Source organism: Polycladomyces subterraneus (assembly GCF_030433435.1).
Taxonomy (GTDB): domain Bacteria; phylum Bacillota; class Bacilli; order Thermoactinomycetales; family JIR-001; genus Polycladomyces; species Polycladomyces subterraneus.
In genome coordinates this window covers 58,805-80,460 of sequence record NZ_JANRHH010000035.1, presented here as the reverse complement: position 1 = coordinate 80,460, position 21,656 = coordinate 58,805, and the positions used below count along the sequence as shown (strand labels likewise).

Here is a 21,656-nt window from a genome sequence, read left to right as displayed (position 1 = left end):
GTTTTCACTTTATTTCGCTACCACATTTGTATGCTAATGCGCTCACTTGCTTACCAGGTGCTGCCACCTTTACGCTTAGAATAGAATGATAATTCATTCTGTTCTCAATAAAGGTGAAGGAAGGGGATCGCATGCAGGTGAAGCCGGACCGGGTGATCCGCGCGCCGCGGGGGAACAGTCTGACAGCCAAGGGGTGGGTGCAAGAAGCAGCGCTTCGAATGCTGATGAACAATCTGGACCCCGAAGTGGCGGAGAACCCCGTTGAATTGGTCGTATACGGTGGGATCGGCAAGGCTGCGCGCAACTGGGAATGTTTCAATGCCATCACGACTTCGTTGCAGGAGTTGGAGAATGACGAGACGCTCTTGGTACAGTCGGGCAAACCGGTGGCGGTGTTCCGCTCCCATCCCGATGCGCCGCGAGTGTTGTTGGCCAACTCCAATCTGGTGCCCGCCTGGGCCAATTGGGAGACGTTTCGGGAATTGGAGCAAAAGGGATTGATCATGTTCGGGCAGATGACGGCGGGAAGCTGGATCTACATTGGCACGCAAGGGATTCTGCAGGGAACATATGAGACGTTTGCGGAAGCGGCCCGACAGCATTTCGGTGGCACATTGAAGGGGACATGGACCGTCACCGCTGGTTTGGGCGGGATGGGAGGCGCCCAGCCATTGGCGGTGACGATGAACGAAGGGGTGGTCATCGTCGTCGAGTGCGATCCGGCCCGGATCGAGCGCCGTATTCAGACCCGGTATTTGAACGTTCGGACCGACTCGCTGGAGAAAGCCCTGGAGATGGCCAAACAAGCTGTAGCAGAGAGAAAACCGCTGTCTATCGGTTTGTTGGGCAATGCGGCCCAGGTGTTGCCCGAACTGGTCCGGCGAGGAGAAATCCCGGATCTGGTCACCGATCAAACCTCCGCTCACGATCCCCTCCACGGATATCTACCGGAAGGTATGACACTGGATGAAGCGGCTGATCTGCGCAAACAGGACCCTCAAGGATACGTCAAGCGGGCGAAGGAGAGTATGGCCAAACACGTTCGGGCGATGCTGGACATGCAAAAACGGGGGGCGGTCGTGTTCGACTACGGCAATAACATCCGGCAGATGGCATGGGAAGAAGGGATAAAGGATGCATTTGATTTCCCCGGATTCGTTCCGGCATTCATCCGTCCGCTTTTTTGTGAGGGCAAGGGGCCGTTCCGCTGGGTGGCGCTCTCTGGCGATCCTGAGGATATTCGCAAAACGGACGAAGTAATCCTGCGGGAATTTGCCAGCAATCACCGGTTGGTGAGATGGATTGACATGGCCCAACAACACGTGCAGTTCCAGGGATTGCCTGCCCGCATCTGTTGGCTGGGATACGGGGAGCGCGCCCGATTCGGTCGGATCATCAACGAGATGGTGGCCAAAGGGGAACTTTCCGCTCCCATCGTCATCGGCAGGGATCATCTGGATTGCGGTTCAGTTGCCTCTCCCAACCGAGAGACAGAGGGAATGAAGGACGGGAGCGATGCCATCGCCGATTGGCCGATTCTGAACGCCCTGATCAATGCCGTCAACGGAGCCAGTTGGGTGTCCGTTCATCATGGCGGTGGTGTCGGCATGGGATATTCCCTGCATGCCGGGATGGTAGTCGTGGCCGACGGAACGCCGGAGGCGGGTCGGCGGTTGGAACGCGTCCTGACGAGCGATCCGGGAATGGGTATCGCTCGCCATGTCGATGCGGGATATGAACGGGCTGTGGAAATGGCGCGGCATCACGGAGTGAAGATCCCGATGTTGAGAGGCGATCGCCATTGAACCGACTCATTATTCACAATATCGGGCAACTGTTGACCTTGTGCGGTGCCAGTGACCGGCCGAAAACGGGATCGGCTCTATCCGACTTAGGCATCATCGAAAACGGGTGTGTGGCGATCGAAGGGGAAACCATCGCGGCCGTCGGTACGGAACAAGAAGTGTGGAACCGGATTCGCCAACGTTGGGGGGAGCGACTCTCAGTCGAAGTGGAAGTCGAAGTGGAAGCCGAAGTGGATGTGATCGATGCCGGTGGTCGAGTGGTCATGCCGGGGATGGTGGACCCACACACCCATCTCGTTTTTGCCGGCACGCGGGAGTACGAGCTGGAAATGCGGTTGCAAGGCGCCACCTATCTGGAGATTTTGCAGGCGGGGGGCGGCATTCTGGCTACAACGCGGCAAACGCGACAGGCGACCGAGGAAGAATTGCTCCGGCAAGCATCCAGCCGGCTGGATCGATTTTTGCAATATGGGGTGACCACAGTAGAAGCCAAAAGCGGTTACGGATTGGACTGGAAACATGAGTGGAAACAGTTGCGGGTGGCTCGTCGACTGCATGAAACCCATCCGGTCGACGTGGTGTCCACTTTTATGGGGATGCATGCGGTTCCAGAGGAGTATCGAAACAATCCCGACCGATATGTGGACATTGTGGTGGATGAGATAATTCCGCAAGTGGCGGACAAGGGACTGGCCGAGTTTTGTGATGTGTTTTGCGAGAAAGGCGTTTTTTCGCTTGAGCAGTCTCGACGCGTACTGGAGGCGGGCAAAAGGCACGGACTGATGCCCAAAATTCACGCCGATGAGATGGAATCGATGGGTGGTGCCGAATTGGCCGCGGAGTTGGGGGCCATCTCGGCCGATCATTTGCTGAGGGTATCGGATCGCGGTATTCGCCGATTGGCGGATACCGGCGTGATCGCTGTCCTGTTGCCAGGCACCGCTTTTTATCTGATGGCCCCGTTTGCCCGGGCGCGCGACATGATCGAGGCCGGAGTGGCGGTGGCCTTATCGACGGATTGCAACCCCGGTTCATCACCGACCATGTCGATGCCGATGATTCTTAACCTTGCCTGTTTGCACATGAAAATGACACCGGCTGAAGCGATTTCGGCGGCAACGATCAACGCGGCACACGCTATCGGGCGGGGACGGAAGATTGGCAGTCTGGAAGAAGGAAAACAGGCGGATCTGGTTCTGCTCGATGCCCCTCATTACGCGTTTTTACAGTATCATTTCGGTATCAACCTGATCGACACGGTCATCAAAAAAGGTCGAGCAGTGGTGAAAAATGGGCAGCTTGTCCGGCAGTGATGAAGACGGGTCAAAAACATGCGGCACTCGGAGGGTTGTGTCGCCCTATGACGGGATATTCGTGTCGCAACAAAGCGGTTTCCACCTCTTTTTGTCTAGTTTCGGAGACCGGCAGGGAATCAGAACCAGCACCGAGTAGCTTTAGGATTAACAAGGATCGCTCAGAGGGGGAATCGCGATGGAACCGATGGAAAAACAGGTGCCGGAATTGGAAGTTATCGATGAGCGGGAAAACAATGAGACTGAGGAGTTGTCCCAATTTCTCGTCATTGTCCATGACCACGAGAAAGAAGAGGAGACAGAGGAAGAGCCTGCGGAAAACAGCAATCCGTTCGCACGGTTGAAAAGGCAGTTTGCTCGTTTGAAGTCCCCGATTTCCAAAGAGAATGTCAAAGACCTGATCCAACAATTCTTTAAAGTGGTGGAGAAAAAGAAGAGCAATGAAATTCATGTGGAGCGGGATCAACGGCAGGTAAGTCTGAAGCTGGGATTTATGACCGGAAAAAAGGAATTGCATTGCGACTTTTGCGGGATCGAGGACCGTTTCTATGCCGGGGCGATGTTTGGTGATCTGTATGTGGATGGGACGCCGAAATGGATGATGTGTCCCAACTGCTTAACCTATTGCAAGGAACAAGGACAGGAGCGCTTTGAACAGCGTGTGCGGGCACGGTTTCATCAACTGGCATCTCGTTTGGAACGGGAAGCGCGTCGGGCGCGAAATCTGGCCACGGTGGAAGCGTTTCAGGTGCCCAATCAGGTGGAATGGGAAGCATGGGAAACAGCGTCGGCCGCCCTGGAAGAAGCAGCGGCAGGGTTTGAACCGCCGGTGGAAGAAGGAGAATCGTTCCACGAGATATGACGAGAGATACTCTGCCCCATCGCTTTTCTAGAAAGCGGTGGTTTTTTTTGTCGAATGAGTCGGTAGAAAGGATGATGACGGATGTCGTTTCAATATATTGAGCCGCCACGTTTGATCGATTGTCGCGGAGGGGCGGATCGGATGGATTGGAAGGTGAGTCAGTGGATCGCACCCTGGGACGGAAAGGAAGAGGTGGAGGCAGGGATTGTGGGCGTTCCCCTTTCGCGCTCATCGATCAGCCCTTCGGCGGCCAGCGAAGCACCTGACGCGATCCGTACCTGTTGGCGTTCGTTTACCCCTTATGATGCTGATCACGACGTGGATTTGTCCCTGATGAAGGTGAGGGATGTGGGCAACATCCGGATGCACACAACAGACATTTCCCGCTGCCATCAAAACATATTACGGGGAATGAGCGAGCTGTACGAACGGACGGCTGCGTTTCCCTGTTTTCTCCCGTTGATCGTGGGTGGAGACCACTCGATCACCTGTCCGTCCGTACAGGCCTTCGCCCGTCATCATGCTGGCAAAACGATTGGATTGATCCAATTCGACACCCATTTCGACGTGCGTAATCTGGAGGACGGTGGTCCCAGCAATGGGACGCCCATCCGCGGTTTGTTGGAATCGAGGGCGGTCGAAGGCGGTCACGTGTTTCAGATCGGGATTCATAGTTTCGCCAATGCATTGGCGTATCGGGACTATGTAAAAGAACAAGGCATCAACTTCTATACGATGCACCAAGTAAGAAAGGAAGGGTTGGGCCGCATTCTGTCGGAAGTTCTGCATATGCTCAACCGGTCGGTTGACCTGATTTACGTAACGGTGGATATCGATGTGTTGGATCTGGCCTTTTTACCTGGTTCTCCCGGACCATCTCCTGGCGGTATGGTTTCGTGGGAGCTGTTTGAAGCGGTGTATCGGCTGGGAAAAGAAGAGAAGGTACGTGCGTTGGATCTGGTTTGTCTGGACCCGTTCCGGGACGTTGGCATGCTCTCTGTCAAAACGGCGGCACATGTGCTCTTGTCTTTTTTGTCGGGGTATAAGGTACGGCTGGATGGCAGTAAGTAATCCCCGGCTTCTTGAGGAAGAGGTCTGGAAAGCAAGGGGGAGAGAGGAAAGGTGATCATACCCATACACATTACCCTGTCTCCATGGATCCGGTGAGGATACGGAGAACCTAACCGAAACAGCCCCTGCTTACAACCACAAGCTAGCAGTTGACATCGCCCTTCAACGAAAAGACGCGGCATTCGCCGCAACAACCGCGAGACCGTTTGTATCCTTCAATCATCTGGTAATCCATTCGTACAATGTTCACCTTCCATCCAAAAAGCGACGTCGATACCGGCGTATCACTTGGGAGGTTTCCAAGACCACCAGCCAAACGAAGTTGGAAAAGACCGGATCATAAGCGGGTTCGATCGCCAGTTTGGCCCCCAATCGACAATATCCTTTGAGAAGTGGCGGCAGTTTGCTCATGATGTCTTTCTCCCGCCCTTCTATATCGACAAGCTTCAACCCTTCAACTTTTCGACTGGGAATGGGCCGAATACCAAATTGGTCGGTCAGCACCCCATTCCGGTGCATGAGACTGTAGATGCAGTTCAGCTCTTCTAGCTCCGATAGCGGTAGACTCGCACAACCGATCAGGTAGCGAAAACGGTGTTGTTGCAAATAATCCGCGATACCCGCCCACAAATACTGTATCGTTTTCCCGTCGCGGTACTCCGGTGCGACACAACTCCTTCCCAACTCCAACGTCATCGAAGACCATGTCCGAAACGCGGAAAGATCAAATAACGATTCGGAATAAAAGCCGCAGTGCCGCTGTACCCGATCACCCGGCAACAAACGATACGTCCCAATCACTTCCCCAACGGCATGGTCCACGACGATCAAATGGTCGCAATAAGTGTCATAGCTGTCGTATTCTTCCTTTTGGGGGTTCGCCAACAAACGGTTGTTCTTTTCCTCGACAAACACCCGATAGCGCAATCGGTAGACTTGTTGCCGTTCCTCCTCATTTTCCGCCAACTTGACTGTCAGCTGGGTGAGTGTCTCCAGTGTTTTCGCCAAAGGGACCCCCTCCTTGGGGAAAGGTGTGTTTCCCGAAACCAAATGAATTGTATCAAAAACCTGTGTAGTGGAGATTGAGCCCCTTTTGCGCTATCGTTAATAAACGAAAATAGGGAACCGTGATGGTTCACTTCTGGATGTGGGAGGAGGTTGTGAGATGCTGATCAGTATAACACCCCTCCACCCCCTACCGTTTCCCGCCTGCGCATCGTAGCGGTTGGCGATTGTCGTCTGGCGGGAAATCCGGTTTCCTTTCACTGAGTGACTCTCCTACACTCCAATCGCTAGGGCGTGTCTGGTTAGTCCGTAAAGTGAGCGAAGACCCGGAAAGCACAGGAATGAAATTGAGGGCAACCTCCTCTCAGCGAAGCGTACTTTGCCCGCACCCTGCGCTCCAGGTCGGAGCGGCCATGGCCTGCTTCCTTGCAGGGCGCAGGTGGAATGAGCCGGGAAAGCAATCGAACAGTATTCACCAAGCATGCTCTAGTCGGAAGAATCCGACATCACCCCTCCTCCACCACTTCCCCTCGCAAAGGCTCCAATCGTTATGAGAGTTCTGTGATGACCTCCTCTTCCACATGATGATGGCGCAGTGCTTCCGCCAAGTGACCGACGACGGCGTCGAAATGCTTTCATGGGCCTTTTTCATAGTGACGCCGGTGTACCGTGGAGCTCCACCGGTCGCGTAGATGAGAAATTGTGTCTGGTGACGACGTTGGTGTTTCATGTCCGTATGACGAAAAAATGGTTGCAATAACGGATCGTTCAGCACACGGTCATAAAACGTGCGTACGATGGCGATGATTCCCTCTTCCCCTCCCAATCGTTCAAATAGGGTCGTAGTTTGGGTGCCTGACATTGGTTTTCCCTCCCCAGCAGCAGGTTTTGGGTGTCCTTCTGTCTACACTGTATCTCGTATCGGGAGGGGTCACAGTGGCGGCCATCACAGTTCACCGTTTGTCCAAGGACGAGTGACATTTTTCGTTTCCCATCTAGAGGTGTTTCCACTGAGTGCCTTCAAAATTCCACTGTGTAAGGATTTGTCATCACGGGGTTTTTCATGGTTTGTGGGCGGTTCGGTTCGGGAAGGCTGGGAAAGGAGGAAAACGCCAAGCCACAGGAGCGTGATCAGGATGGGTGAACGCAACCAACCCAAAAAAGTGTTACAACCTCCCCAACATCAGTCCCGGCAACCGGGGATCGAGGCGGAGATGGTACCGATGCCGAAAGCGGAGGACCCTGCTTATCGCGGAAGCGGCAAATTGCAGGGTAAAGCGGCCTTGATTACCGGTGGTGACAGCGGTATTGGACGGGCAGTGGCGATCGCGTACGCCAAAGAAGGGGCGGATGTGGCGATTGTTTATCTGGATGAGCATGTCGACGCGGAGGAAACAAAACGACGGGTGGAGGCGCATGGCAGGCGGTGTGTGTTGATCTCAGGGGATATCCGGTATCCGTCGTTTTGCCGATCCGCCGTGGAAGAAACGGTTCGCCGATTGGGGCGGTTGGATATTTTGGTGAACAATGCCGCCGAACAGCATCCTCAGCTTGACATCGCCCAAATCACACCGGAGCAACTGGAGCGGACATTTCAGACCAATGTGTTCTCCTGTTTCTACTTCACCCAGGCGGCGTTGCCCCATCTTCGCGAAGGGAGTGCCATTATCAACACCACATCGATCACCGCCTACCGGGGGAATGCCATTTTGCTTGATTATTCATCAACCAAAGGAGCGATCGTTTCATTTACCCGGTCGTTGTCCCAGGCATTGATTCAGAAAGGCATCCGGGTCAACGCGGTAGCGCCGGGGCCGATTTGGACACCGCTGATCCCCTCGACATTTACCGCGGAACAGACAGCCACCTTCGGCTCCAACGCACCGATGCAGCGGCCGGGTCAACCGAGCGAGGTGGCACCATGCTATGTGTTTCTCGCATCGGATGATGCGTCGTACATGTCGGGGCAGGTATTGCACCCCAACGGAGGAGAAGTGGTTAACGGTTGACGTATTTCGAAATTCCCCGGGAAATCGACATAAGGATGGGAAGGCGGGGTCAACCGAGACCTTTGACATGATCGAAACTGTTTCGTCGTTTCAACAGCCGAGCAGGATCCAAAATGATACACTCCTTTTGGTTCATGGTGACGATATCCTCTTTTTGGAGTTTGCGCATCAAACGGTTGATTGTCTCTCTGGAGGTACCGACGGAATGGGCCAACTCACGGTGGGTAAGCGGGAGGGTGATGCGCCATCCCGACTCTCTCATGTCGCCGTGTGTTTGGGCTAGTTGAATCAGGACGGAGATTAGGCGTTGTTCTGTTTCATGCAGGCTGAGAATTAACATCTTTTCTGTTAGTGACTGAATCTTGTCTCCCAAGGTGCGCAAAAGTTCCATCATCTGTTCGGGTCGGTGGATCAGCCATTCTTCAAAGGCGCGAACCGGCAGAGCCGACAGCTCCGTCCGTTGGATGGCTTCTGCTGTGGCCGAATAGGGGCGTTGTCCGAATAAGCCGTTGTGAGGAAATCACTCCCCCTTTGGGTAATCTGTTTCCGTCGGCATCCGTTTTGTACGTTTTCACACAGCCGCTGTGAATGAAATAAACGTATGTTCGCGGACTTCCTTCCGTAAATACAATCTCACGTTTGTTTAGCGTCCGAAATTTCAACTGGGAAACAAATGGAGCCATTCGTCTTTGGGTACGCCCGAAAAGATGGGGATGTTTCTGAGCAATCGATCCTTCTCCTGCATTTGATCCCTCGATTCTACCAATGGGAATTTCCTGTTCTCTCTCTTCATGATATGATAGAATCGCTGGACAATGGTGAGGAGGTAGACATCGTGTCTCAAGAACGTACAGGTGTGGTCACCTTCAAAGGCAATCCGGTGACCTTGATCGGACCGGAAATCAAAGTCGGTGATGTTGCCCCCAACTTCAAGGTGTTGGCCAATGATCTCTCCGAAGTGACATTGGACGATACCAAGGGCAGCGTACGTATCATCAGTGTGGTACCGTCGCTGGATACGGGTGTTTGCGATGCGCAAACCCGTCGGTTCAACGAAGAAGCGGCAAAATTGGAAGGCGTGCACATTTTGACGATCAGCGTGGATCTGCCGTTCGCTCAGAAACGCTGGTGCGGCGCCGCGGGGATCGACAAAGTGCAGACACTGTCGGATCACCGCGATCTCTCCTTCGGCACGGCTTACGGCGTTGTGATCAAAGAACTGCGTTTGTTGGCGCGTGCGGTATTCGTCATCGACCAAAACGACAAGGTGGTCTATGCCGAATACGTACCGGAAATCGCCCAACATCCCAACTACGAAGCGGCAATTGGAGCGGCCAAGAAAGCCCTGCAATAAAGGTTGAGGATTTTGAGTACAGCCCCCGTGCAGCAATGCCGGGGGCTGATGATATTGGTGTGATGAGATTTTCCCTCGCGGGCAATTTCCTCTCCAATGCGTGTCTGGCAATCAATAGATCAAATTGGCTTTCCAGGATCCCCCCCCTATTGTAGACACGCCCTAGTGCAGTGTACTTTGCCTACGTCTTTCGCCCCAACGGCTGGTCAAAGAACAACAGAAATGGATCGAAGCCTTGAAAGATCGGTTTAGAGGGCAAAAAAGGGAAAGTAAGAGCCCTCTGTTTTTGGCTGGCCAATCACTTTCCCTTTTTTCTGGAGGGAAACCCTGGACTATTCGAATTGGTTTGAAGTAATCGAGCTTCTCATTTTTAAGGAATGGTTGATCTGTTCCGCTTTGGTCAGGGCGTTGTAATCCTTCAGGACATCATTCGGTTCGTTGCCTTGCCCGATAACATAATTGATGAAACGCATTCCCATAAAGTCAAAAATCCAGTAAAATTGCTGAATCAGCGGAAATCCTTTCACAAGGGGATTGTCGCCCCCAGTGATGACAACGATCGCCTCTTTTTCACTCATCCGTTCTTTAAAGGTGAGGTCCGCGTAGTACATAGACCAGCGGTCGATAAAGTTTTTCATGATCCCCGACATTCCGTACCAGTAAATCGGTGTTGCAAACGATGTCGTGGGAGAGCATCTCCCGGACCAATCGGGGATGGTCATCGTGGACCGGCATGAACCCTTTGGGGTCATGCCGTTGATCCCGGATTGGCTGGATCGTCTGGTCCATCAAGTGAATCTTTGTGCAATGCAACCCGTCCACGATGATATCCGCTAGCAGTTCCGAGTTTCCTCCCTTCCGGGTGCTCCCGTACAATGCTAAAATCCGCACGCCGAACATCCCACCTTTCGTTTGTCAGTCTGGTTATATCGTTGGAACTTCTTCTGCGAGTGACTCAAAAAAGCAGGCATCATTGCTATACCCCTCTGCCTACCAACAGTGATTGATTTCATAGCGAAGTGATTCAATTCTTTCTTTTTAAAAACTCCCTTCAGCGTATCCTCCATTCTCCTGCAATGAAATAATCTATTCCTATTCGCACTAAAAACAGGAAATTGAAACATGATGAATTGCTCCGTAAACCCCAAACTTAGACCTATAAGGCGTTCATCCATCGAACCCTCCCTTTTTATAAGTATAACAATCCCAGAAACTATGGATCACTGGATTATATTCTTCCTAGTCCTCGCTTTGGGATGCCATACTTGAGTCATTTGAGGATCGAATGCCGAGAGTTGGCGGTCGGTGTTAAAGGTTCACAGAGATCTCCGTTAATGTATGTTACCAGATATCTGAAAACCCATGATGCAAAATGGCTTTACTTTTTACCCCATCTGAAACCGTAGATTTTACATGTATCTTGGTCGAACCCCGTAAATAGGCTTTTTGATCAAAAATGGCTCCTAGCGTACGTTTCCTGAGTCCTAAAAAAGAAAAGGAGAAGAATCACTCTTCCCCTTTTTTAAACAACGAATCCAACTTTTTTATTCAATCCAACCCACTGGGGTATTTAAAATCTTTCCGTTTTCAATCACATGTAGATTCGTTCCATCTACGTTCATGGTGTACATTTTGTTCGGATCCTGGGTATTTGGCAACTGTTGTAGGACCAGTTTTTTGCCATCTGGAGACCAAACTGGATGTTGGACATGATCAGTAATGTTACCCGTACGGTTTATTTGGTTGTTTCCATCTGCATCCATGGTATAAACATCGGCTTCATCATAGATATAGCGACCATATGCAATCATTTTTCCATCTGGAGAATACGTAGGGTCATACTCAGCGGTCTCGTTGCTTGCATCTCCCGTTACTTGTCTCTTGTTGGTTCCGTCTGCGTTCATCAAGTACAAGTGGTAACGTCCGGTCTCATCGGATTGAAACACCAACTGGCTTCCATCATAGTTAATGTCTACAGCCGACTCATCTGCTGGTGTTTCGGTAACTTGAGTGATGTTACTTCCATCAGCATCCATCACAAAAATATCATGATAACCACCCGTCATTGAATCTCGTACGAAAGCGATCTTTTTTCCATCTCCGGACCATTTCGCCCCGTCTCCTTCAGTAAGTACAACTCTATTGCTTCCGTCTAGCTTAGAGACTACGATCTCCGGTTTCCCTGTAGTTGAGTTATATTGAGTAGCCAATACTTTTGTTCCATCTGGAGATACATCGGTGATTCTGAAAGAGAGCTTTTCTAATTCCTCATCCTGACTCCCATCCGGTTTCATACGATTCAAGAAGGTTCCGGATGGCGGTGTGTCGTCTACCTCTGGATTATAAGGGCCGAAAACCGTATGGGTATAAAGGATTTTCCCATCTAATTCATCTTCTGGTGCAGCAAAGACCGAATGTGGAATCATAAACATTACGAAAGCGACAGATAGGGACAAGTGAAATAGCTTTTTCATCATTTTTCTCCTTTCTGGTATAAAGAATGTCTTACATTGTTTTATTCGTAAAAAGCATATATTTTTGTGCTTACATCAATGGTTTGAGTTCATGACGATTGGTCAACGGCAACCCATCAACATTTCCTTTAAAGTGTTGAAAATCTCTTTCCACCATTGACGGAACTGTTTGATTGTTTTGCGGGTAAAATGCCAGATCAATCGACCCGGGTGGACAATGGCATGAATCACAATCCATCGGAGCGGTCGGTAGATTCCATAAACCAGTATCCATTTCAATCCCCGATAAATCCACAAGGTGACGAACCAAGCCCACGAGAGAGGGGGGCGTATCACATATAACCATAGCCAACGGAAAAAAGGAATGAGCAGGTGATTGAGCACCCATCTCCCGGCCCCGGCGATCAGGCTCCAGATTTGTTTGGCCATATGTGACAGTTCGATAATCAAACGTTGGCATGTTCGCCAGATCCAGCTGATCGGAAGTCGGATAGCAAAGCGCCAGATCCGGGGGACCCAGATAAGGATTCCCCGCCAAATCCACAGAAACGGCAGTTTGATGGCTCCGCCAAACCCACCGCAATGGTGGAAAAATGACATACTGCCATATCCACCGGATAGGGAGGAGGATGCAAGTACGCCACAGAAGATACAGCGCGTGAAAGGCAACGTCAAACAGCCAACGAATCGGGAGAACGATGCACCTGTGCCAAATCCATGACAGCGGGACAACCAATCCGAACCGCCACAACCCCTTTGCAATCGACACCAGCACCAACAATAGCCAACAGACTGGCACCGCAATGATGCGAAAGAATCGCGTCAGCGGAGAAACGATCAGATGATGCCACGTCCAGATCATCACTTGGGAGAACCAATGTGAAATGGGGATCACGATATGCTTCCACACCCATTTCACCGGGGCGGTGATGAGATGATTCCATGCGCAGCGAATAGGTATGACAATGCACCATCGCCAACACCATCGTCCGATTGCACTCAAAGAGCGACTGATCCACCGGAAAAATGGATACAGAAAATGATGCCAGCACCAACGGGGAAAAGTCACAATCAAATAGATTGGCAGGGCTAAACAGAATACGATGGCTCGAAGAACGGCTTCCACATAACGCCGCCAGACGGGACGTTCCTCTTCCATCCGCCATCCCCTTTCATTCCACATTTTGCGGCGGGTTCACGATATCACAGAAAAATGGATTTGTACAAAAAATATGTGGTTAGTGAAGATGGCGAACCATATTCCGTGAAGATACAAGCGAGTTTGTATTCCGCCATTATTGTTTGGGAGTGCGGGGATTTTTCCGTTTGGGGGAGTGATAAGGATTTGTGTGACGCCACAAAAGTGGCGTTTTTTTATTTTCACTTTGGAATAGTGCGGTTTTTGTTAGATCATTTGTATGGGTTTACCCAATTGGGATTTTCCTCGCTATACCTGACTGCACTGGGGACACTCTTCAAAGGAGTGGTTTCTCTTTTCAAAAATGAATGTTTTTGAGACTCTCCGACAAAGCCCCTTGTGTTGCCGCCAAATAGGCTCAGGTTTTTACTGACTATTCCTACATTAATAAACCATAAAAAGGTGGCGTTTTCGGTTGACGCGGGTTTTGCTCGTCTCAAAAAAATTTCGTAACCTCTGACATATCTCTTTATCGAAACAAACACTACAAAAGTACCATTATACTAGGTATGAAGGACTATGCATTTAACAAATATTTCCTGTTTCCCTGATGGGGTGATAGAGAGGAAGGACCAAGAACCAGAGAAAGCATCATTCTAGGGGGGGACACCAATAATGCGAAGCCAAAAAAGATTACTGCCTGCGCTTTTTAAAGAATCAAAATCAGGTAAGAATTCCTATTACATATGGCTTTATGAAGGAAGCCACTTAAACAGTCCTATTATTTTGATACAGCGCGAAGGCACAACTTGGTCTCTTTTTCAAATTTGTGTGTTCAGAGAAGGCAAAAAAGTGATTGGTGATATCGTGAAGATCACTCAAGGGATTACATCGGAACAAAAAGCACGGCGATACGCCATGGAGGCCTTGCTAAGTATGTGTAAAAGACATGAGCGTATCTTAACGGGATAATCTATTGGGGAAGACCGAAACATATTTTCTTACACTACGACGAGTGCGGATTATTTCCCATCAAGGCCATTTACTACAGGAAACCTGTATTAAGGACCTTTAATGGGAGGAAATTTGTTTTGTTACTTCGACTGATCAGAAAATCATATTTACAACAGAAAGCGATCACCATTACATATCAAACAAAGAAAGGCAAGGAACAATATACCGGATACGTCGTCGATGTTCTCCCTTTTGAACAACTGCTGGTTATGCGAGTCAGAAAGAAGATGAAAATATTTTTGTTGCAAAGCATTACTGAAGTGAGAGAATAAAAGGCGTAAAAGTGATAAGGCGTCATCAAAGGGACTTAAAACCCCTACTTTTTTATTTCCTACCCTTATCCAGTCAACGGCCGCCCGTGGCACCGTCTCGACCACCCGTTTGGCTCCTCCTAAGCCCGAGCCCGAGGCCGGCTCGGGCTCTTCTACCTTAGTTACTTCCCCATTGTTAGTTCTATATAAATTTTATGACTATTAAAATGAAAGAAGAGGGTATAAATGGAACCAGTGGAACCTCAGTCCATACTGGTTTATGGTTACCAACTATTACATCTATTCATCCTAAAACAATCTAGATAAAATAGCTGTAACTATTGTGGGGTGATGAAATGACTGATAAGAAATGACTGATAAGCTCAATGAAATAAAAAAGGAACTAGACTCTATTCTCCCCAAGTTGAAGAAATTAGCCCAAACAATTGAAGAACTCTTGTCCTCATCAGGTTTCGGGGATGATGACGAAAAGCGTTTCATGGTTAAAGAATACCGCTATCTTGGCTCTCTATTGGATGACATGGTGACATATGCAGAATGTTTGGCACGTGAGTGGGGTGACAGAGGAGTGACTGATAAGCTCAACAAAATAAAAAAGGACCTGGACTCCATTCTACCTAAGCTGAAGCAATTGTCCAAAATTATTGAGGACCTACCCTCATCAGGTTTCGGGAATGATGACGAAGAACGTCTTCTAGTTAAAGAATACCGTTATCTTGGTTCTTTAATGGATGACATTGTAACACATGCAGAGTATTTGACATGTGACGTGGTAGCCGAAGGTTATCTTCGACTGAATGAGAACGGTCGCTACCAATGTTTGGGCATCGAATTGCAAACTGGTAGCATCATGGAGCTATACATTTACTCTGAATCAATGGAGCAGCCGGAATGGATGGTAACTCGGCTTGCATATACAAGAGAAAAGGGATATCACGCGCTTGACTATCCAGACTTAGAACTAAACGGAGTCCGAGCAAGGATTCGCCGCTGAATTCGCACTTCCTACTATTTTGTCGCACAATACAATATAAATAATGTGTCTTAACTTTAGGTCAGCTCATGGTACGTCGTGCTGTTAGTGATTCGGCAAACCCATCCGATTATTTATTGGTAAAAATAAGATTTGAGTAACAGCGTGATATCGTGATATAAGAAAATCACTGTCATAATATCGTCACTTATTTTGTGCAATTTATCACAAATTCTTTTGCAAGCCTTTTATATACTGAAAATGTCAAGAGTCCACTCGGTTGATCTAGGGGTGTTGGAAAGAGATGAAACCCTCTTTCTCTGTTTTGTCCACCTCTTGCTTTCCACCCTCTCTTGCTTTCCACTACCATCTCCAAATTAGGTTTGGCGCGGACACCGCGCTTTTTTCTTTTTAATTCCGTCTTTGGGCGTGGGCGGCGGAGGGAAAAGCTCTTTATGATGTTTCTAACCTAATTTACGTTAAGGGAGCCGGTGTTTGTTTCATGGGGGTTCTATTGACCGAAATCCTCCCAATCTAATCCTCTCATTTTACTTTTCAAGCCATTTTATCTTTCTTAGGGGTAGCCACTGTTTTCCTAATAAATGGAAAGATGACTTGAGGCTATACATAGCCACTCAAGAAGGGGGTTAATGCTTCGCGTAATATTCAGCTAAAGCAGCAAAGGACTTCTTTGGCTCCCATGGCATGTCGTTATAGGTTGTTCCATTTCGATCAGTATAGGTTTTGACCACACTATAACTGGCCATATCCAAATCGTATAACGCATTTTCGTTAAACGGATAGCTTGGCATTACAAAAGTAAATACAAATGCTCCATTCACTTTTTCTTCATTAAAAATGTCCAGCAACTCAATAAGATAATTGGCCTGTACGCTTTCATCCCGGATAAAGTTACCTTTAAGCTGTTTGGGTGTTTTGCTCCAATCCACAATTGCCCAACCGTAGCCTCCCTTATCTTCGGCCCCTTTGTAGGTGCAGCAACCGAACTCAGTAATGACTACCGGTTTACCGTGTTTATAGTAAGCTCTTAACTTCTCACGGTAAGAGTTCTTATTACTTGCATCGCGGTAGTAATCAATAGAGACGAAATCAAACAGGTCCCATTTCACATTTTCCCAAGGGCCTGATGCATACGTGAGCTGGCCATGAAAATGTTCTCTAATCACAGTCACAGCTTTTGACAAAAATGCATTTAAACGTTTGTTGAAATAACCTTTTCGAATCGTGCTTTTCAGCAAGCGCCAGCGTTTCATAAAAGTGTTGATCCGGTCAAATGCTGTATCTCCATCAACGAGCCCCTTCATAAAAAACGTAAGCTCACATCCGGCTACAAAAACAACAACCGGAGACTGCGTCCGTAATTTTTCAGCCGCCTTGGCGCATTCGCCAAAATAACTCAGCGTTTCTTGTTCATCCGCATCAATATAAGCTGGAGAAAACCAGACTTCCAACCCCTGTTGAATCGCAAATTCAGACGCCATGACAAGTCTTGAAATTTCCTGACCGGAAATCCTTACGGCATTGCAATGCAAATCATTTTTTATAATTTCCATTTCACGTTTAACGATAGCAGGATCGAATTTATCACGAGATGATGATTCTTTACCCCTGGTAAACGTGCCTACGTCGTAATTGATGCCTTTACGATTAATCATTTGATTGTTCTCCATGGTCGATATCTCCTTCTCATCGTTACTCTAATTTCAGTGTATTATTTCTACAATGCCCCCATACGCTTCCTAATGAAAACCCGCTCCTGAGCTGATCATTAGCAATTTGAGTGGATATTGGTTTATTGGTTAGCTCGCTCATGAATTCAACATTGATTTTTCGAGCGTTGATTTGAATTAGAATACGGATGGATGCGGCAGATCAATGCGGCTGCCCCAGATACGGAAAAGATGATCAAGCTTTCGCTCAACTCTCCGTCGTATCGCGTTAGAGCAACGGATGCACGAAATAAGTATCCACCTTGAAACATGTAGAACTGGATGGAAAAGTCATTTGGGTCGCTCCCCATGGAAAAGAAACAACCTGAAACGGTACTGGGAGTATCTCCGAGAGCATTTTTTCAGAGGAAAAGAATATCAAGAAATACACTTTTTTTATCCGGAGAAGAGAAAGAACAACACCATCCTATAATAGGGCAGTTGATAGGATAGTTGATGGGGTAATTTATGGAGTAGTTGATAGGGCAGTTCATAAATGACGAAACCCCTTGAAAGACCGTGGATCAACCCGGATATTTTCTCGTAACTTGTTTCTCTCAGAAACACCATTCATTTTTCTCTCCTCCCGTACTCCGCCGAGACGGCCGTCTTTCAGGAGAAAGTGTCCTCCGGCTCAAATCCCGGCCGGTTTGGTCAGATCCGCCCGGGGGATGTCATGGATTTCGGCGCTCGGGTAAATGCTGCGGATCGTGTCATACACGCTGTTTTTGTGAAACATATCACATATTATTTATAGGTTGTAGAAGATAAGATTTGAATAAAAGCACGATATAAGACAATAACTGTCATAATATCGTCACTTATTTTGTGTAATTAATCACAAACTCTTTTGTGATCCTTTTATATACTGAAAATGTGAAATGGCTCCATTCCATCTAGGGGTGTTGGGAAGGGGAAACCCTTGCGCCCTCCTTGGGTTCGAATCCCACCCCGGCTAAAGGGAAGGTTCCGACGCATGTCGGAACCTTTTTTTGTATGGAGGAAGAAAATGACATATATCGGATCGTCAGAAAGGGAGTTAAAGGGTTCAGTGCTCTACAAAAAACAGGCTTTTGAACCGGTGACGCTGCGGATAGATGGGGGCATACGATACCATGACAGGAAAACAAAAACAGGGAGTGAGTGTTTGAATGGAACGCCAACCTTATATGCAATACCCGATGATGGACTACCCGATGATGTATTACCCGATGCATAGACATTACTGTATGGTGGATTACCACAGACTGTACAAAGCCTATCGTCTAAGCAAAAAAACCACCAGAAAGCTGAAAAAGTTAATGAGGGAATGCCACTGTGATGGCTACTATCCTTATCGTGAATCATCCAGTTTTTCCCGGTGGGAAAGCTCGTCAATGAGTTTGTATGACACAGGGGGACAAGTTAACCGGTGAGGGCAGGATGAAAATCGATCCTTGTGACACATTATGCTTGTCAACGACCGTGTGATACGAGTAAACACACAAATGTAGGTAACCAAAAAGCGGAATTATAAACCACTCCTAGAAGAGAGTGGTTTTTTGTGTCTTTGGCTTTTTCAAAAGTGGCTGTCGTCCTAGCGTAAAGGGGCCATTTGCTAGGGACATGGGGATTTCTTTGTTTCTTACAGCCCAGTCCGTGGACAATCCCCCCGTTAACACCCTTCTGTTTTCAAGCCTAATAAATATTCGGACACGCAAATTATGTATCACCCAGTCCGGTTCCTGATCCAAACATCCATGACCTTAGATACGCTCTATGAGGGTCTTTTTAAAGAAACCCGGTTTGGGGATCAATCTACATAACCGGGTTAGCTGAGGGATTCACTTTCTGAGGGATACAGCTTGTTGAACGCAATTTCTCACTATGCGTTCATGTCGAGGGGATATCCGCATACATAATACCTATGCCATTTCCACCTATTGGTGCATGGCCCACAGACTTCGTTCAACGGAAAATTCACGTACAAGCTAACCACCAGTCGTACACATCTACCTATATGGTGTCATGAGGGCCTATGACATACAAATTGCGAAGATACTCCTTTAAAATCTCGCCGTTTCAGGAAAGCAGGTACTTCTCTTAAACGAGTAGGTCGATGTCCTGGTCCACCTATGTTATTGGGACGAGGCCCTGGGTTACGTGAGGCCAGGGGAAACTCTCGTTGATTGGAAGTTGGATCGTCTGGGTCGATCCCTGAAACACCTGATTGAAATGGTGAACGAACTTCATGAAGGGGCATAGGCTTCCGTAGTCTTCAGGAAAACATGGATACCACAAGCAGCGGCGGGAAACTATTTGGAACGCTTGCCGAGTTTGAACGGGAGATAATCCGGGAGAGAATGCAGGTTGGTCTGGCTGCGGCTCGTGCAAGAGGGAAATCGGGCGTACGGCCACGGGTGATGGATGAGCGGAAAGTGGAAATGGCTCAATCTCTTATGAAGGATCCCAATCTTTCCATTTCCTTCACCAAAAAACGCCAGCCGTTAGGCTGACGCTAATTTTGATTTCTGCACTCCATTATCTTAAATGATTGAGAACGTTTTTTGTCATTTGTTGAATGCGGGGGTCGGCATGGGCGAAATTGGGGTTATATTTCGCTATTTTTTCGTGACCAAATGGATCTAAAAACCAGCTCCACAAAAAAGTTCCGGTTGCAAAAAACTTCGTCCCCGAAGGTCTCACTCCCCAAACGACATCAGAGTAGCGTTTCTGTTTATGGACCTGAACGGGGGAATGTGCGATAACATCTACTTTCGCATGAATTCGACCTTTATATTGATTGATTTCTCCCCCAATGACTCCGTTGATTTTATCCCCTTTTTTTAATCCCGTTCCGTTGTAGATCCAGTGATCCGGCATTGAAACGACGAGGGGGGCGGTGTGAAAATCATCTGGTATCCCATTGTAACTGTTACCGATGACCTCTTCTTCCGGCTCTCTAAAGGGTGGATCGATAAACTGTCCCGTACTCATCGAAGGATGTTTTTTAAAGAAAGGATCTTTTTTTGTCGCGTATTTATAGCAAATCATGATTCTGTTTGGATTTCCGTTATTGTCCTCATTAAAGCGGACTTTCCAATAGCCTACATTTGCGCCAAAGGTTGCGAGATTAAGGTTTTTTTCGGTGTGAGTCTGTATTTCCCGGCGCTCTTCCGAAGACCAATATTCCGAGTGTCCGGCAATGATCAATGCTTTGATATGCGACCGGTTAAGAATTCCTTCATCAATATCCGTGTCTGTAATGTAAGTAATGTTATAGTTGTTTTTTTCCAACCAACGCACCAAATTATATTCGAACTTAAAAAATTGTCCGCTGCCGTATCCGTCATCAAAGGGGCGGTTAAAAGAAACCATGTAGGAGATTTTGTGGTTTGAGCTATTGTAGGTGTAAAGGCTTTTCCCACCCCATCCGTTATAAGCTTCATAAGTATTGGTCGCCAACATTACGGCAAAATCGGCAGAGGGGTTTTTCTCATGGATGACAAAAGGAATATAACTGGCCATTCCGTTAGTGGCGATAAGTTTAATTAAATAAAATCCACTTGGCCAGTCTGTAGGGATTTTAAGCGTTTGGACGGGCTTCCAATTGGCGTCCATTGTTTCCGGGTTAACGTTTGCCGTTTGTTTCACAGGTGGATGAACCGGCAATTGTTTCATTAATTTAGCGCCGATTCCGTTGTAATAGCCCATACGATAAATGTCCGCTGAGTAGGCTTTTGTACTGTTAATAAATAATTTGATCGTTTGACCCGGAGTTACGGAAATATCAGAAGCATAGCCCTCCAGCGCTTTTCCGGCTGGCTTTGAGATCATCCAGGGGAGTTGCTTCCTGTTCGCTTTAACCGATTCCTTGAGGTGTTGGCTTACCTTGACCTGATGGTGAGCGTTTACCGTGTGAGCTTGTATAGAATTAATCTTGAAAATGGAAACTACTGTAAATAATGCGATCATCCCTACTACCAAAATACATAAATAGATTGTTTGAGATAAGGGTCTCTTCATAACCCCTCACCTCCGTCAACCAAGACCCAATTGGTCACTCCAAACAATTTGGCTCTCCCGTTTTCAAACGTCTCACACTCACTTAGCATAAACCGAATTGGAGAAAGTAAGTGTGATCGATTTCACAAAAATAGGTCGTTCACAGAAAGTCAACTTTAAGGACAAAATTAACGTAAGTGTTATCAGAAAATACGAATGTGATATATTCATCAAAAAAATAGGTGTCCACAGAAAGTCAATATTACGGTTATAGTTTTGTCATTAACTACTCAAGGGTGTATGCCCCCCGAGCAGGCCGTGTCCGCAGCGGTGGTTTTACGGGCCAAAAAATTGGTTCCCATCCATTACGGAGCCTTCCACAACCCGCCGATATACAATGAAACACCCGATCTAGTGGATCGCCTGACGGAATCGGCCCGGCAACAGAATGTGGTACTGGAGATGTTGGAACCGAAGCAGTCAGTTCATATTGAATAAACGTCTTTTAAAGGAAGACCGTACCCGTCTGTAAATAGATAAATCTTGACTCGCTCCTTACCAAAGTCCAATGAAGGGCGGAATGTTAAAGGGAACTCCCTTCAACTTTCGTGGCGTGGTAAGATCTAATCAAGAGAGGACATCAAGTGGAAAA

At 48.1% G+C, this 21,656-nt stretch carries 19 protein-coding genes and 2 pseudogenes; 10 read left to right on the top strand and 11 right to left on the bottom strand.

Annotation, left to right across the window (positions count from 1 at the left end; genetic code table 11):
* Nucleotides 1–131: 131 nt before the first annotated feature.
* From hutU to NWF35_RS08830, 4 genes are all read left to right on the top strand, one after another.
* On the top strand, nucleotides 132–1,805 hold the full coding sequence (gene hutU / locus NWF35_RS08845; RefSeq protein WP_301238689.1) for a urocanate hydratase: 1,674 nt from the start codon (nucleotides 132–134) through the stop codon (nucleotides 1,803–1,805).
* Nucleotides 1,802–3,118 (top strand): imidazolonepropionase, encoded by a 1,317-nt coding sequence (gene hutI, locus NWF35_RS08840; protein WP_301238688.1) that lies wholly within the window; start codon nucleotides 1,802–1,804, stop codon nucleotides 3,116–3,118. Before hutU ends, hutI begins: the two co-directional genes overlap by 4 nt.
* 178 nt (nucleotides 3,119–3,296) lie before the next feature.
* The gene (locus tag NWF35_RS08835) at nucleotides 3,297–3,980 is read left to right on the top strand and encodes a hypothetical protein (RefSeq protein ID WP_301238687.1); all 684 of its coding nucleotides are present in this window, start codon (nucleotides 3,297–3,299) and stop codon (nucleotides 3,978–3,980) included.
* Between the two features lie 81 nt (nucleotides 3,981–4,061).
* Nucleotides 4,062–5,051: an agmatinase family protein gene (locus tag NWF35_RS08830; RefSeq protein WP_301238686.1), complete on the top strand. Its 990-nt coding sequence runs from the start codon at nucleotides 4,062–4,064 to the stop codon at nucleotides 5,049–5,051.
* A 246-nt stretch (nucleotides 5,052–5,297) separates the two neighbouring features.
* Here NWF35_RS08830 and NWF35_RS08825 read toward each other — a convergent pair whose 3' ends face one another.
* Nucleotides 5,298–6,059, bottom strand: a complete 762-nt coding sequence (locus NWF35_RS08825) for a GNAT family N-acetyltransferase (RefSeq protein WP_301238685.1) — start codon at nucleotides 6,057–6,059, stop codon at nucleotides 5,298–5,300.
* Between the two features lie 469 nt (nucleotides 6,060–6,528).
* Nucleotides 6,529–6,918: a group I truncated hemoglobin gene (locus NWF35_RS08820; RefSeq protein ID WP_301238684.1), complete on the bottom strand. Its 390-nt coding sequence runs from the start codon at nucleotides 6,916–6,918 to the stop codon at nucleotides 6,529–6,531.
* A gap of 274 nt (nucleotides 6,919–7,192) precedes the next feature.
* On the opposite strand from NWF35_RS08820, the gene NWF35_RS08815 reads away from it, so the two are divergent.
* Nucleotides 7,193–8,065 carry an SDR family oxidoreductase gene (locus NWF35_RS08815; RefSeq protein WP_301238683.1) on the top strand — a complete coding sequence of 291 codons (873 nt, stop codon included), beginning with the start codon at nucleotides 7,193–7,195 and terminating at the stop codon, nucleotides 8,063–8,065.
* Nucleotides 8,066–8,114: 49 nt separating this feature from the next.
* Here NWF35_RS08815 and NWF35_RS08810 read toward each other — a convergent pair whose 3' ends face one another.
* Together NWF35_RS08810 and NWF35_RS16870 are read right to left on the bottom strand one after the other, a co-directional pair.
* Nucleotides 8,115–8,447: a Crp/Fnr family transcriptional regulator gene (locus NWF35_RS08810; RefSeq protein ID WP_301238682.1), complete on the bottom strand. Its 333-nt coding sequence runs from the start codon at nucleotides 8,445–8,447 to the stop codon at nucleotides 8,115–8,117.
* A gap of 40 nt (nucleotides 8,448–8,487) precedes the next feature.
* On the bottom strand, nucleotides 8,488–8,748 hold the full coding sequence (locus NWF35_RS16870; protein WP_363321587.1) for a cyclic nucleotide-binding domain-containing protein: 261 nt from the start codon (nucleotides 8,746–8,748) through the stop codon (nucleotides 8,488–8,490).
* Nucleotides 8,749–8,900: 152 nt separating this feature from the next.
* Between NWF35_RS16870 and tpx the strand changes: the two genes are divergently transcribed.
* A complete protein-coding gene (gene tpx, locus NWF35_RS08805) occupies nucleotides 8,901–9,419 on the top strand; it encodes a thiol peroxidase (RefSeq protein WP_435873868.1) in 519 nt (172 codons plus the stop codon).
* A 332-nt stretch (nucleotides 9,420–9,751) separates the two neighbouring features.
* Here tpx and NWF35_RS08800 read toward each other — a convergent pair.
* From NWF35_RS08800 to NWF35_RS08785, 4 genes and pseudogenes are all read right to left on the bottom strand, one after another.
* A pseudogene (locus tag NWF35_RS08800) lies at nucleotides 9,752–10,304 on the bottom strand (flavodoxin family protein).
* 659 nt (nucleotides 10,305–10,963) lie between these two features.
* A complete protein-coding gene (locus tag NWF35_RS08795) occupies nucleotides 10,964–11,893 on the bottom strand; it encodes a TolB family protein (protein ID WP_301238681.1) in 930 nt (309 codons plus the stop codon).
* 102 nt (nucleotides 11,894–11,995) lie between these two features.
* Nucleotides 11,996–12,493: a hypothetical protein gene (locus NWF35_RS08790; RefSeq protein WP_301238680.1), complete on the bottom strand. Its 498-nt coding sequence runs from the start codon at nucleotides 12,491–12,493 to the stop codon at nucleotides 11,996–11,998.
* Nucleotides 12,494–12,564: 71 nt separating this feature from the next.
* Nucleotides 12,565–13,059, bottom strand: a complete 495-nt coding sequence (locus NWF35_RS08785; RefSeq protein WP_301238679.1) for a hypothetical protein — start codon at nucleotides 13,057–13,059, stop codon at nucleotides 12,565–12,567.
* A gap of 647 nt (nucleotides 13,060–13,706) precedes the next feature.
* Between NWF35_RS08785 and NWF35_RS08780 the strand changes: the two genes are divergently transcribed.
* Nucleotides 13,707–14,003 carry a hypothetical protein gene (locus tag NWF35_RS08780; protein WP_301238678.1) on the top strand — a complete coding sequence of 99 codons (297 nt, stop codon included), beginning with the start codon at nucleotides 13,707–13,709 and terminating at the stop codon, nucleotides 14,001–14,003.
* Between the two features lie 149 nt (nucleotides 14,004–14,152).
* On the opposite strand, the gene NWF35_RS08775 is transcribed toward NWF35_RS08780, so the two are convergent.
* Entirely contained in the window at nucleotides 14,153–14,422 is a 270-nt protein-coding gene (locus NWF35_RS08775) for a hypothetical protein (protein WP_301238677.1), read from the bottom strand.
* A gap of 244 nt (nucleotides 14,423–14,666) precedes the next feature.
* Between NWF35_RS08775 and NWF35_RS08770 the strand changes: the two genes are divergently transcribed.
* Nucleotides 14,667–15,311, top strand: coding sequence for a hypothetical protein (locus NWF35_RS08770; RefSeq protein WP_301238676.1), 645 nt, complete (start codon nucleotides 14,667–14,669; stop codon nucleotides 15,309–15,311).
* Between the two features lie 626 nt (nucleotides 15,312–15,937).
* Here the strand turns inward: NWF35_RS08770 and NWF35_RS08765 are convergent.
* Nucleotides 15,938–16,981, bottom strand: coding sequence for a glycoside hydrolase family 113 protein (locus tag NWF35_RS08765; protein ID WP_301238675.1), 1,044 nt, complete (start codon nucleotides 16,979–16,981; stop codon nucleotides 15,938–15,940).
* A 2,181-nt stretch (nucleotides 16,982–19,162) separates the two neighbouring features.
* Between NWF35_RS08765 and NWF35_RS08760 the strand changes: the two are divergent.
* Nucleotides 19,163–19,515: pseudogene (locus NWF35_RS08760) on the top strand (recombinase family protein).
* A 25-nt stretch (nucleotides 19,516–19,540) separates the two neighbouring features.
* On the opposite strand, the gene NWF35_RS08755 reads toward NWF35_RS08760, so the two are convergent.
* On the bottom strand, nucleotides 19,541–21,025 hold the full coding sequence (locus NWF35_RS08755) for a N,N-dimethylformamidase beta subunit family domain-containing protein (protein ID WP_301238674.1): 1,485 nt from the start codon (nucleotides 21,023–21,025) through the stop codon (nucleotides 19,541–19,543).
* Between the two features lie 279 nt (nucleotides 21,026–21,304).
* On the opposite strand from NWF35_RS08755, the gene NWF35_RS08750 reads away from it, so the two are divergent.
* Entirely contained in the window at nucleotides 21,305–21,502 is a 198-nt protein-coding gene (locus NWF35_RS08750) for an MBL fold metallo-hydrolase (RefSeq protein ID WP_301238673.1), read from the top strand.
* Nucleotides 21,503–21,656 lie beyond the last annotated feature (154 nt).